Origin of the sequence: Streptomyces sp. NPDC048392, assembly GCF_043200575.1 — a bacterium.
Taxonomy (GTDB): domain Bacteria; phylum Actinomycetota; class Actinomycetes; order Streptomycetales; family Streptomycetaceae; genus Streptomyces.
On the sequence record NZ_JBICYB010000024.1, the window covers coordinates 21,399 to 34,370 of the forward strand.

Sequence of the window (12,972 nt, forward strand, 5' to 3'; positions counted from 1 at the left end):
GGTCCCCGTCGCGTCCGACCGGCCGGGGCGGCGCCCAGATCCCCGATTGTCGGTGTCACCTGCCACAATTGCCGCGCAACCTCAGTGAGAAGGCGGTAAGGGATCGTGACGACACCCGGGCCCAGCACGTCCATCGACGTGAGGTCCATCGAAAGCAGGATCGCCGACGAGCTCGGCGTGCGGGAACGGCAGGTGAAGGCCGCCGTGGAGCTGCTCGACGGCGGCTCGACGGTGCCTTTCATCGCCCGCTACCGCAAGGAAGCGACCGAGATGCTCGACGACGCGCAGCTGCGCACGCTCGAGGAACGGCTGCGTTATCTGCGGGAGCTGGAGGAGCGGCGCACGGCGATCCTCGACTCGGTGCGCGAGCAGGGCAGGCTCACCGAGGAGCTGGAGGCGCGCATCCGCGCGGCGGAGACGAAGGCGCGCCTGGAGGACATCTACCTGCCGTTCAAGCCGAAGCGGCGGACGAAAGCGCAGATCGCGCGCGAGGCGGGGCTGGAGCCACTGGCCGAGGCCCTGCTCGCCGACGCGTCGGTGGACCCGCTCACCGCGGCGGCCGCGTTCGTCGACGCCGACAGGGGGGTGGCCGATCCGCAGGCCGCCCTGGACGGCGCGCGCTCGATCCTCACGGAGAAGTTCTCGGAGGACGCCGACCTGATCGGCGAGCTGCGTGAGCGGATGTGGGCCCGCGGGAGGCTCGTCGCCAGGGTCAAGGACGGCAAGGAGGAGGCCGGCGCCAAGTTCGCCGACTACTTCGACTTCGCCGAGCCGTTCACCCAGCTGCCCTCGCATCGCGTCCTCGCGATGCTGCGCGGCGAGAAGGAGGACGTGCTCGACCTCGTCCTGCAGCCCGAGGAGGCCACCGAGGGCCCGTCGTCGTACGAGGCGACCGTGGCGAGCCGGTTCGGGATCGCCGACCGCGGCCGGCCCGCGGACAAGTGGCTGGGGGACACCGTCCGCTGGGCCTGGCGGACCCGCATCCTGGTGCACCTCGGCATCGACCTCAGGCTGCGGCTGCGCACCGCCGCCGAGGACGAGGCGGTCGACGTCTTCGCCGCCAACCTGCGCGATCTGCTGCTTGCCGCCCCGGCGGGCACCCGGGCGACGCTCGGCCTCGACCCCGGTTTCCGTACCGGCGTGAAGGTCGCCGTGGTCGACGCGACCGGCAAGGTCGTGGCCACGGACGTGATCCATCCGCATGTCCCCGCCAACCGCTGGGACGAGGCGATCGCCAAGCTGGTGCGGCTGGCGAAGGAGCACACGGTCGACCTGATCGCCATCGGCAACGGCACTGCCTCCCGCGAGACCGACAAACTCGCCGGGGAACTCATCGCCAAGCACCCGGAGCTGAAGCTCACGAAGGTGATGGTCTCCGAGGCGGGCGCCTCCGTGTACTCGGCCTCCGCCTTCGCCTCCCAGGAACTGCCGGACATGGACGTCTCGCTGCGCGGCGCGGTCTCGATCGCCCGGCGGCTGCAGGATCCGCTGGCCGAGCTGGTGAAGATCGACCCGAAGTCGATCGGCGTCGGTCAGTACCAGCACGACCTGTCCGAGGTGAAGCTGTCGCGCTCGCTTGACGCGGTGGTCGAGGACTGTGTGAACGGCGTGGGTGTGGACGTCAACACGGCCTCCGCGCCGCTGCTCGCCCGGGTCTCCGGCATCACCTCCGGGCTCGCCGAGAACATCGTGGCGCACCGCGACGCGAACGGCCCGTTCACCTCGCGCACCGCGCTGAAGAAGGTGCCGCGGCTCGGCCCCAAGGCGTACGAGCAGTGCGCGGGCTTCCTGCGGATCCGGGGCGGCGACGACCCGCTCGACGCGTCCAGCGTGCACCCCGAGGCGTACCCGGTGGTGCGCCGGATGGTGAAGACCGCGGGGCAGGAGGTGGCTGGGCTGATCGGCAACACGTCGGTGCTGCGGTCGCTCGAACCGGCGGAGTTCGTGAACGAGACGTTCGGTCTGCCGACGGTCACGGACATCCTGCGGGAGCTGGAGAAGCCGGGGCGCGACCCGCGGCCCGCCTTCAGGGCGGCCACCTTCAAGGAGGGCGTGGAGAAGATCTCCGACCTGTCGTCCGGGATGGTGCTGGAGGGCGTCGTCACGAATGTCGCCGCCTTCGGGGCGTTCGTGGACGTCGGTGTGCATCAGGACGGGCTCGTGCACGTGTCCGCGATGTCGAAGACGTTCGTGAAGGACCCGCGGGACGTGGTGAAGCCCGGGGACATCGTGAAGGTGAAGGTGATGGACGTCGACATCCCGCGGAAGCGGATCTCGTTGACGTTGCGGTTGGACGACGAGGCTGCCCCGCGGGACGCGCAGGGGGAGCAGAAGCGGGAGCGGGGCGGGAAGCCGCCTCGGCAGCGGCAGCAGCGGTCGGCCTCCGGCGGGGGCAGGGGGCGGCCGTCCGCAGCGCCCGCTCCGGCCGACGGGGCGATGGCCGAGGCGCTGCGGCGGGCCGGACTGGCATAGGCGCGGGGTGGGGCAGGCGCGGGGTGGAGTGCGCGCCCGGCGCCTGCCGGGGCCGCCGGGCCCACCCGTGCCGCCCAGCGCCAGGACTGCCCGCAGCCGGGGGCCCCGCACCACGGCCCGTGGTCGCGGCGGCGCGTCCGGCCGCGGCTAGGTGCGGCTCTCCGCCACCTTGCCGTCCGTCACCTCCAGGCGGCGGGTGACCTTCACCGCGTTCAGCATGCGGCGGTCGTGCGTGACCAGGAGGAGGGTGCCCCGGTAGGTGTCGAGGGCCGACTCCAGCTGTTCGATGGCCGGTAGGTCGAGGTGGTTGGTCGGCTCGTCCAGGACCAGGAGGTTGACGCCGCTGCCCTGGAGGAGGGCGAGGGCGGCCCTCGTGCGTTCGCCCGGGGAGAGGGTGGAGGCCGGGCGCGTGACGTGGTCCGCCCTGAGGGCGAACTTGGCCAGGAGGGTGCGGATCTCCGCCGGTTCCATGCCGGGGACGGCGGCACGGAAGGCGTCGAGCAGACCCTCGGGGCCGTGGAACAGCTTGCGGGCCTGGTCGACCTCGCCGAGCAGGACCCCGGAGCCGAGCATCGCGTGTCCGGCGTCGAGCGGGACGCGGCCCAGGAGGGCGCCGAGGAGGGTGGACTTGCCCGCGCCGTTGGCTCCCGTCACCGCCACCCGGTCCGCCCAGTCGATCTGGAGGGAGACCGGGCCGAGCGTGAAGTCGCCGCGCCGGACCTCGGCGTCGCGCAGCGTGGCGACCACCGCGCCGGAGCGCGGCGCCGACGCGATCTCCATGCGCAGGTCCCACTCCTTGCGCGGTTCCTCGACGACCTCCAGGCGCTCGATCATGCGCTGGGTCTGGCGGGCCTTGGCGGCCTGCTTCTCGCTGGCCTCGCTGCGGAACTTGCGGCCGATCTTGTCGTTGTCGTTGCCCGCCTTGCGCCGGGCGTTCTTGACGCCCTTGTCCATCCAGGTGCGCTGCGTCTGGGCCCGGTCCTGGAGGGAGGACCGCTTGTCGGCATACTCCTCGAAGTCGTCGCGGGCGTGCCGGCGGGCCACCTCGCGTTCCTCCAGGTACGCCTCGTAGCCGCCGCCGTAGAGGTTGATCTGCCGCTGGGCGAGGTCGAGTTCGAGGACCTTGGTGACGGTGCGGGTGAGGAACTCGCGGTCGTGGCTGACGACGACGGTGCCGGCGCGCAGGCCGGTCACGAACCGTTCGAGGCGCTCCAGGCCGTCCAGGTCGAGGTCGTTGGTCGGCTCGTCGAGCAGGAAGACGTCGTAACGGGACAGGAGGAGGGAGGCGAGACCGGCGCGGGCTGCCTGGCCGCCGGACAGCGAGGTCATGGGCTGGTCCAGGTCGACCGTCAGGCCCAGCGCGTCGGCGGTCTCCCCCGCCCGGTCGTCGAGGTCGGCGCCGCCCAGGGCCAGCCAGCGCTCCAGGCCGGTCGCGTACGCGTCGTCGGCGCCGGGGGCGCCGTCGACCAGGGCCTGGGTGGCCTCGTCCATGGCGCGCTGGGCGTCGGCGACGCCGGTGCGGCGGGCCAGGAACTCCCGGACGGTCTCGCCGGGGCGGCGCTCCGGCTCCTGCGGGAGGTGGCCGACGGCGGCGGCCGGCGGGGACAGGCGCAGCTCGCCCTGTTCCAGGGCGGTCAGCCCGGCGAGCATCCGCAGGAGGGTGGACTTGCCCGCGCCGTTGGCCCCGACGAGGCCGACGACGTCGCCGGGCGCGACGACGAGGTCGAGCCCGGTGAACAGGGAGCGGTCTCCGTGGCCGGCGGCGAGGTTCTTGGCGACGAGGGTGGCAGTCATCAGACCGTCGATCCTAGCGGCGCTCCGGCGTCCGCTCAGCCGGGTCTCCCCGGCCCCGGCCGGTCTCCCCGGCCCGCCCGGGTCTCCCCGCGTCACCGACGCCACCAGCACGCTTCCGGTGTCCCGGCCACGACGCAGGCCTCCCCTCCACCGCGACCGCCTCCCGGGCGGCGCGGTGGCCGCCCGGCCCGGGCACGCCGTCGAAGACCCCGTGGGCGTGGGTCCGGCGGAGGCGGACGAGGCGGCACGCGGCGAGCCGCACCCGGCACGACGAGGTGACCTCGCCGGCCGCGGCGGCGGCATTCGCCGTCGGGCGGATCCGGCGGCGGCGTGCGGCCGGACCGCGGTCCGGGCGTGTTCGATCCGGGCGCCGGGCAGCGGGACGACCGGGGCGAGGCCGTCGCCATGGGCCGGGCCCACCCCGGCGTCCGCGAAGACCCGGCGTACGGACGCGCGCCCCCCTCGGTGACCGCGCGGCCGAAGGCGACGGCCCCGGGGACCCGCAGCTCGTCGGCCGGCACCCCGCGGGCGTCGTGGGCGATGCCGGCGCCGACGCCGACGCCGACGCCGAGACCGAGGGTGCGCAGTGCCCCGGCGAGCCGACGGGCAGGGCGACGCGGGCACCGACGGGCAGGGCCCGGCGGCGGAAGTGCGCAGGGAGCCGACGGGCAGGGCGGCGGGGGTGCGCACAGAGCCGACGGCCAGGGCGACTCGGGCACCGACGGGCAGGACCCGGCAGCGGAAGTGCGCGCGGAGCCGACGGCAGGGCGGCGGGGGCCGTGCGGTACTCGGCGCCGGGGAACCGGTACGGCCGATGCCGCGATGGGCGGTCCCGCGACCGGGGCGTGATCCGCCGGGCAGGCCCTATCGTCCTGGTGTGGAAACCGAACTGGATGGCGAAGTCGTCGTGGTCGGCGGCGGGGTGATCGGGCTGACGACGGCCGTCGTCCTCGCCGAGCGGGGCAGGCGGGTGCGGCTGTGGACGCGGGAGCCCGTCGAGGAGACCACCTCGGTGGTCGCGGGGGGACTGTGGTGGCCGTACCGGATCGAGCCGGTGGAACTGGCGCGCACGTGGGCGCTGCGTTCCCTGGACGTGTACGAGGAGCTGGCGGCGCGGCCCGACGTGACCGGCGTGCGCATGCGCGAAGGGGTGCTCGGCGAGACCGGCCCGGAGGAGGTGGGCGCGTGGGCCGCGGCCCGGCTGCCGGGGCTGCGTGCGGCGACCGCCGCGGAGTACGCCGGGCCGGGACTGTGGGCACGGCTGCCGCTCATCGACATGTCGACTCATCTGCCCTGGCTGCGGGGGCGGCTGACGGCGGCCGGCGGCACGGTGGAGGCCCGTGCGGTGACCGACCTGGCCGAGGCGGACGCGCCGGTCGTGGTCAACTGCACGGGCCTGGGAGCCCGTGACCTCGTGCCGGACGCGGCCGTGCGTCCGGTGCGCGGGCAGCTGGTCGTCGTGGAGAACCCGGGCATCCGGACGTGGCTGGTCTCCACCGATCCCGTCTCCGGTGAGCTGACGTACTTCCTTCCGCAGCCGGGCCGGCTGCTGCTGGGCGGCACGGCCGAGGAGGACGTCTGGTCGGCCGAGCCGGACCCGGCGGTCGCGGAGGCCGTCGTGCGCCGGTGCGCGGCCCTGCGGCCCGAGATCGCCGGGGCCAGGGTGCTCGCGCACCTGGTGGGCCTGCGGCCGGCCCGGGACGCGGTGCGCCTGGAGCGCGGGACACTTCCGGACGGGCGGCCACTGGTGCACAACTACGGTCACGGCGGCGCGGGCGTGACCGTGGCCTGGGGCTGCGCTCAGGAGGCGGCCCGGCTCGCCTGCTGACGCCGTCGTTCCGGCCGGCCGGCCCGGGGGTCAGCCGTGGTGCTTGCCGATCGGGTCGCCCTCCACCTCCGTGCCGGGGCCGGGCCCGATGCGGATCTCGAAGTCGCCCTCGTACTGCTTGTGGCCCTCGATGACGGCCAGACCGACCGCCTCGGAGGCCATCTCGCCGCGCACGATGAGGGGGTCACGGCGCAGGTCGCGCATGAGGGCGACGCACATGAAGATCATCACGATGACGAAGGGCGCCGCCGCGAGGATCGTCAGGTTCTGCAGACCGGTGAGCGCGTCCGCCTCGCCGCTGCCGATCAGGAGCATGATGGCCGCGACCGCGCCGGTCACCACACCCCAGAAGACCACCACCCAGCGGCTGGGTTCGAGCGCGCCCTTCTGCGAGAGGGTGCCCATCACGATGGAGGCCGCGTCGGCTCCCGACACGAAGAAGATGCCGACGAGGATCATCACCAGCAGGCTGGTGGCGGTGGCGATGGGGTACTCCTGCAGCACGGCGAAGAGCCGGCCCTCGGGGGTCGTGTCGTCGCCCAAGCGGTGCTGCTCCTGCAAGCGCATCGCCGAGCCGCCGAAGATCGCGAACCAGATCAGGCTGACCGTGCTGGGCACCAGGATGACGCCGCCGATGAACTGGCGGATGGTCCGGCCCCGGCTGATGCGGGCGATGAACATGCCGACGAAGGGCGTCCAGGAGATCCACCACGCCCAGTAGAAGACGGTCCAGCTGCTCAGCCAGTCCGCGACGCCCTTGCCGCCGCTGATCTCGGTGCGGCCGGCCATTTCGGGCAGGTCGCCGAGATAGGCGAAGACCGAGGTCGGCAGCAGGTCGAGGATGAGGATCGTCGGGCCCGCGACGAAGACGAACACGGCGAGCAGGAGCGCCAGCACCATGTTGGTGTTGGACAGCCACTGGATGCCCTTCTCGACACCGGAGATCGCGGAGGCCACGAAAGCCACCGTCAGCACCGCGATGATGCCGACGAGCAGCCCGGTGCTGACCTTGTCCATCCAGTCGAGCTTCTCCATGCCGGAGCCGATCTGCAGCGCGCCGAGGCCCAGGGAGGCCGCGGATCCGAAGACCGTCGCGATGATGGCCAGGATGTCGATGACCCGGCCGCCGACGCCGTTGGCGTGCCTCTCGCCGATGAGCGGGGTGAACACGGCGCTTATGGTCTGCCTGCGGCGCCTGCGGAAGGTGCTGTAGGCGATGCCGAGACCGACCACCGCGTAGATCGCCCACGGGTGGAGCGTCCAGTGGAACAGGGTGGTGGCCATGGCCGTCGCCATGCGGTCGCCGGAGTCGGCCGGGCTGGTGCCGGGCGGGGGCGTGGTGTAGTGCGCCAGCGGCTCGCTCACGCCGTAGAACATCAGACCGATGCCCATGCCGGCGCTGAACATCATGGCGACCCAGGACACGGTCCGGAACTCGGGTTCCTCGCCCTCGGCCCCCAGGTGGATACGGCCGTAGCGGCTGGCCGCGAGCCAGAGGGCGAAGACCACGAACCCGGAGGCGGCCAGCATGAACCCCCAGCCGCCGTTGTGGATGAGGCCGCCGAGCATGGTACTGGAGACGTCCTCCAGCGAGTCGGTGGCGGCGGCGCCCCAGATGACGAACGCCAGGGTCAGGGCGGCCGTGACGCCGAAGACGACGCGGTCGGTCCGGGGCTTGTGCTCCTGCCCCGGCAGGCCCGTTTCCGAACCCGGAAGCGCGCTCCCCTCGTGCTCTTCCATGTCGCTTGGTCGGTCCTGCGTCACAGGCGGCACCTTTCAGGTCGATGAGGCCGAAAATACTCCTCCGCTACGCCCCTACCACGCACGACGCGGAACTCACCTCTCAGCAGTCGGTGTCAGGCTCACCCACCGTCAGGTGGTACGTCGCACGCTCGTCCAGGAGCAGCGGCACCAGGGCGCGCTGCGACTGGCGCAACGGTACGTAGGCGCCCTCCTCCCCGGCCGGGCGCGCTTGTACACCGTGCAGGGCGAGTTCATCCTGGATGTCGGCGTACCGGGCGGGTGTCAGCCGGCGGCCGCAGGCCGGGACCCGGACGACCTCGGACGCCCTCGGCCGGGTCGTTGTCCGCGCCGCCCGGGTACACGGGCCCGGTGTCGGCCAGGCCCGCCCGGGGCGCGGCACCGGTGGCCGCCCCGACCCGCCCGACCCGCCCGCACCGCCGGTCCGCGAAGCGGGACATGCCGTCCAGGGCGGCGAGCCGGGAGTCCGCCCGGCGCCGGGGGTTGAGGGCCGGGTCCTCCCGCTCGGCGTCCGTGAGGGCGTCGACGCGGCTCTCGACGAGCAGGCCGACCGCGTGCTTCACGCCCGGCACGTTGCGCGGGATGCGTTCCTGGCCGTCGCCGGCGGTCTGCCCGCCCGGGTCGCCGGTGACGGGGCCGGTCCAGGTCCCGTAGGTGCCGGCCGGGTACCCGGCGCGCTCGGCGGCGGGGCGGACGTGTGTCCCGGGCCCGCACCGCTCCTCGACGGCAGGGACGACACGGCACCTGCCCAGGCTCTGCGTGGCTTTGGGGTGGCTCATGCCACCCAGCGCGTCTTCGCACAAAGATCAGCCGACGGCCCGCACGGGGCGGGCAAGGGGGGGCGGGAGCTTTCACAGCACTGGTGGGACAGCGATACTGCTGCACATGACGACGACCGACACCGAGGAGCCGACCCTCACGATCGACGAGCTGGCCGCGCGGGCCGGTGTCACGGTGCGCACGGTCCGCTTCTACGGCACCAGAGGGCTCCTGCCGCCGCCGGTGCTCGGTCCGCGCCGGGTGGGGCACTACGGCCGGGAGCACCTGGCCCGCCTCGCGCTGATCGAGGAGTTGCAGCACCAGGGCATGACGCTGGCCGCGATCGAGCGGTACCTGAAGCGGCTCCCGGACGACCTGAGCCCCCACGACCTGGCGCTGCACCGCGCGGTGGTGGCCTCCTGGGCGCCGGAGACGGTGGAGCGCGTCACGCGCGAGGAACTGGGCCGGCGAGCGGGCCGGCCGCTGACCGACGAGGAGGTGGAGCGGCTGACGGCGATGGACGTCGTCACCCGGTACGCGGACGCCCCGGACGGCGGTGCCTACCGGGTCGACGCGGGTCTGCTCCGGCTCGGCGTCGAGCTGCTCGACGTCCCCTTCTCCCCCGAGACGGTCCTCGCCGCCCGTACGGCCCTGCTCGAGCACTCCCGCGCCGCCGCCCGCGACCTGTCGCGGCTGCTGCGCGACGCGGTCGCCGAACGCGACACGCCGGACGTGCGGTCGCTGTCGGCGCACATGCACCCGCTCGTGGTGCAGGCGCTGCTGACCACGTTCCAGCGGTCGCTGCGCGAGGAACTGCGCGAGTGGCTCGACGGGGGCGGCGAGGGCTGAGGCGTCCCCGACCGAGGCGGCGCCTCGGCTGAGGCGGCGCCTCGGCCGGGGCGGCGCCTCGGCCGGGGCGGCGCCTCAGCGGCCGTCGGTGAAGATCTCCCCCTTGTCCGCCTTCTCCACCAGGAGCGCGGGCGGCGTGAAGCGCTCGCCGTAGCGGTCGGCCAGCTCACGAGCGCGGGCGACGAAGCCCGGCAGGCCGCCCTCGTAGCCGTTGACGTACTGGAGGACGCCACCGGTCCAGCCGGGGAAGCCGATGCCGAAGATCGAGCCGATGTTGGCGTCGGCGACGGAGGTCAGCACGCCCTCCTCCAGGAGCTTGACCGAGTCGAGCGCTTCCGCGAAGAGCATGCGCTCCTGCATGTCCGCGAAGGGGATCTCGCACCCGGGCCTGGTGAAGTGCTCGCGCAGGCCCGGCCAGAGTCCCGCCCGCCTGCCGTCGTCCCCGTACTCGTAGAACCCGGCGCCGCCGCTGCGGCCGGGGCGCCGGAACTCGTCGACCATGCGGTCGATGACGGACTCGGCGGGGTGGGCGGTCCAGGTGCCGCCCGCCTCCTCCACGGCGCGCTTCGTCTCGTTGCGGATCTTTCGCGGGAGGGTGAGGGTCAGCTCGTCCATCAGGGACAGGACCTTGGCCGGGTAGCCCGCCTGGGCCGCCGCCTGTTCGACGGAGGCGGGCTCGACGCCCTCACCGACCATCGCCACCCCCTCGTTGATGAAGTGGCCGATGACCCGGGAGGTGAAGAAGCCACGCGAGTCGTTGACGACGATCGGCGTCTTCTTGATCTGGCGGACCAGGTCGAAGGCCCGCGCCAGCGCCTCCTCCCCGGTCCGCCCGCCCTTGATGATCTCGACGAGCGGCATCCTGTCGACCGGCGAGAAGAAGTGCAGCCCGATGAAGTCCGCCTGGCGCTCGACGCCCTCGGCCAGCGCCGTGATGGGCAGCGTCGAGGTGTTGGAACACAGCAGCGCGTCCGGGGCGACGACGTGCTCGATCTCCTGGAACACCTTGTGCTTGAGCGAGGTGTCCTCGAAGACCGCCTCGATCACCGCGTCGCAGCCCGCCAGGTCGGCCGCCTCGGCGGTCGGCGTGATGCGGGCGAGGAGCGCGCCGGCCTTCTCCCGACTGGTACGGCCCTTGGCGACGGCCTTGGCGCACAGCGCCTCGGAGTAGGCCTTGCCCTTGAGCGCCGCCTCCGGCGAGACGTCCTTCAGGACGACGTCGATGCCCGCGCGGGCGCACGAGTACGCGATGCCCGCACCCATCATCCCGGCGCCGAGGACGGCCACCTTGGTGACCTCGCGGGGTTCGACGCCCTTGGGGCGGTTGGCGCCGGAGTTCACCGCCTGGAGGTCGAAGAAGAACGCCTGGATCATGTTCTTGGAGATCTGCCCGGCGGCCAGCTCGACGAAGTAGCGGGCCTCGACGACCTGGGCGGTCTCGAAGTCGACCTGGGAACCCTCGACGGCGGCGGCCATGATGCTGCGCGGCGCCGGATAGGGGGCGCCGTTGGTCTGCTTGCGCAGGTTGGCGGGGAAGGCGGGCAGGTTGGCCGCGAACTTCGGGTGGGAGGGCGTACCGCCGGGGATGCGGTAGCCCGGCCGGTCCCAGGGCTGCGCGGATTCGGGGTGGGCGTCGATGAAGGTGCGGGCCTTGGCGAGCATGTCCTCGCGGGTGTCGGCGACCTCGTCGACCAGGCCGTTCTCCTGGGCGCGGCGCGGGGAGTACTGGGTGCCCTGGAGGAGCACCTTCAGCAGGGCGTCGGTGATGCCGAGCATGCGGACGGTGCGGACGACGCCGCCGCCTCCGGGAAGCAGGCCGAGGGTGACCTCGGGGCAGCCGATCTTGGAACCGGGGGCGTCGAGGGCGACGCGGTGGTGGCAGGCGAGGGCGATCTCGTAACCGCCGCCGAGGGCCGCGCCGTTCACCGCGGCCACGACGGGCCTGCCGAGGGTCTCGATGCGGCGCAGGTTCCGCTTGATGGCCATGCCGCCGTCGAAGAGGTCCTGGGCCGTCCCGGGCGTGACGCGGATCAGGTCGCGCAGGTCGCCGCCGGCGAAGAAGGTCTTCTTGGCGGAGGTGACGATGACGCCGCGGATCGAGTCCTTCTCGGCCTCCAGGCGGTCGGTGATCGCCGCGAGGGACTCGCGGAACGCCCGGTTCATGGTGTTCGCGGACTGGTCGGGGTCGTCGAGGACGAGGGTGACGATTCCGGTGTCGTCCTGTTCCCAGCGGATGGTGGTGGGCTCGGTGCTCATGAGGGTGTGCTCCAGGGAATCCGTCGGGAGGGGGTCAGATGCGTTCGACGATCGTGGCGATGCCCATGCCGCCGCCCACGCACAGGGTGGCGAGGCCGTACCGCTTGTCCTGGCGCTCCAGTTCGTCGACGAGCGTGCCGAGGATCATGGCGCCGGTGGCGCCGAGCGGGTGGCCGAGGGCGATCGCGCCGCCGTTGACGTTGACCTTGTCCAGGGTCAGGCCCATGTCCTTGACGAAGCGCAGGACGACCGCCGCGAACGCCTCGTTGATCTCGACCAGGTCGATGTCGTCGATGGTCAGCCCGGCCTTGGCGAGCGCCTTCCGGGTGGCCGGGGCGGGGCCGGTGAGCATGATGGTGGGCTCGGAGCCGGAGACTGCGGCGGAGACGATCCGGGCGCGCGGGGCGAGGCCGTAGCGGTCGCCGACCTCCTTGGTGCCGATGGCGACCAGGGAGGCGCCGTCCACGATGCCGGAGGAGTTGCCCGCGTGGTGGACGTGGTCGATCCTCTCGACCCAGTGGTACTTCTGCAGCGCCACGGCGTCGAAGCCGCCCAGCTCGCCGATGTCGGCGAAGGACGGCTTGAGCCCGGCGAGGGAGTCGGCGGTGGTGCCGGGGCGCGGGTGCTCGTCGTGGTCGAGCACGGTGAGTCCGGCGCGGTCCCGCACGGGGACCACGGAGCGCTCGAAGCGTCCGTCCTTCCAGGCGGCGGCCGCGCGTTCCTGGGAGAGGGCCGCGTACTCGTCGACGTCGCGGCGCGAGAAGCCCTCGATGGTGGCGATCAGGTCGGCGCCGATGCCCTGGGGGACGAAGTTGGTGGCGAGGTTGGTCATCGGGTCGTTGAACCAGGCGCCGCCGTCCGAGGCCATCGGCACCCGGGACATGGACTCGACGCCGCCCGCGAGCACCAGGTCCTCCCAGCCCGAACGCACTTTGGCGGCGGCCAGGTTGACGGCCTCCAGGCCCGAGGCGCAGAAGCGGTTCTCCTGGACACCGGCCACGGTGTCCGGCAGTCCGGCGGCGACGGCGGCGATGCGGGCGATGTCGGAGCCCTGGTCGCCGACGGGGCCCACCACGCCGAGCACGATGTCGTCGACGGCGGCCGGGTCCAGGCCGGGGAAGCGGGCGCGGATCTCGTGGATGAGGCCGACGACCAGGTCGACGGGCTTCGTGCCGTGCAGGGCGCCGCTCGCCTTGCCGCGTCCGCGCGGGGTGCGGATCGCGTCGTACACGTACGCTTCGGTGGTCACTGGC

Annotated in this window: 7 protein-coding genes and 1 pseudogene; 3 read left to right on the top strand and 5 right to left on the bottom strand. The window is 73.1% G+C overall.

Going from position 1 to position 12,972, the window contains the following annotated elements; translation table 11 throughout:
- Nucleotides 1-105 precede the first annotated feature (105 nt).
- The gene (locus ACGFYH_RS26620) at nucleotides 106-2,472 is read left to right on the top strand and encodes a Tex family protein (protein WP_393805694.1); all 2,367 of its coding nucleotides are present in this window, start codon (nucleotides 106-108) and stop codon (nucleotides 2,470-2,472) included.
- A gap of 147 nt (nucleotides 2,473-2,619) precedes the next feature.
- Here ACGFYH_RS26620 and ACGFYH_RS26625 read toward each other — a convergent pair whose 3' ends face one another.
- Nucleotides 2,620-4,266: an ABC-F family ATP-binding cassette domain-containing protein gene (locus tag ACGFYH_RS26625; RefSeq protein ID WP_393805695.1), complete on the bottom strand. Its 1,647-nt coding sequence runs from the start codon at nucleotides 4,264-4,266 to the stop codon at nucleotides 2,620-2,622.
- A gap of 877 nt (nucleotides 4,267-5,143) precedes the next feature.
- Here ACGFYH_RS26625 and ACGFYH_RS26630 point away from each other — a divergent pair.
- Nucleotides 5,144-6,094, top strand: a complete 951-nt coding sequence (locus ACGFYH_RS26630) for an FAD-dependent oxidoreductase (protein WP_393805696.1) — start codon at nucleotides 5,144-5,146, stop codon at nucleotides 6,092-6,094.
- A gap of 30 nt (nucleotides 6,095-6,124) precedes the next feature.
- Here the strand turns inward: ACGFYH_RS26630 and ACGFYH_RS26635 are convergent, their stop codons facing one another.
- Nucleotides 6,125-7,858 carry a BCCT family transporter gene (locus tag ACGFYH_RS26635; protein WP_393805697.1) on the bottom strand — a complete coding sequence of 578 codons (1,734 nt, stop codon included), beginning with the start codon at nucleotides 7,856-7,858 and terminating at the stop codon, nucleotides 6,125-6,127.
- A gap of 79 nt (nucleotides 7,859-7,937) precedes the next feature.
- Nucleotides 7,938-8,559, bottom strand: a pseudogene (locus tag ACGFYH_RS26640) (carboxypeptidase); the annotation flags it as partial.
- Between the two features lie 181 nt (nucleotides 8,560-8,740).
- Here ACGFYH_RS26640 and ACGFYH_RS26645 point away from each other — a divergent pair.
- Nucleotides 8,741-9,463 (top strand): MerR family transcriptional regulator, encoded by a 723-nt coding sequence (locus ACGFYH_RS26645; protein ID WP_393805698.1) that lies wholly within the window; start codon nucleotides 8,741-8,743, stop codon nucleotides 9,461-9,463.
- Nucleotides 9,464-9,538: 75 nt separating this feature from the next.
- On the opposite strand, the gene ACGFYH_RS26650 is transcribed toward ACGFYH_RS26645, so the two are convergent.
- Together ACGFYH_RS26650 and ACGFYH_RS26655 are read right to left on the bottom strand one after the other, a co-directional pair.
- Nucleotides 9,539-11,719, bottom strand: coding sequence for a 3-hydroxyacyl-CoA dehydrogenase NAD-binding domain-containing protein (locus ACGFYH_RS26650; protein ID WP_393805699.1), 2,181 nt, complete (start codon nucleotides 11,717-11,719; stop codon nucleotides 9,539-9,541).
- Between the two features lie 34 nt (nucleotides 11,720-11,753).
- Nucleotides 11,754-12,968, bottom strand: coding sequence for an acetyl-CoA C-acetyltransferase (locus tag ACGFYH_RS26655; protein WP_393805700.1), 1,215 nt, complete (start codon nucleotides 12,966-12,968; stop codon nucleotides 11,754-11,756).
- Between the last annotated feature and the right edge of the window lie 4 nt (nucleotides 12,969-12,972).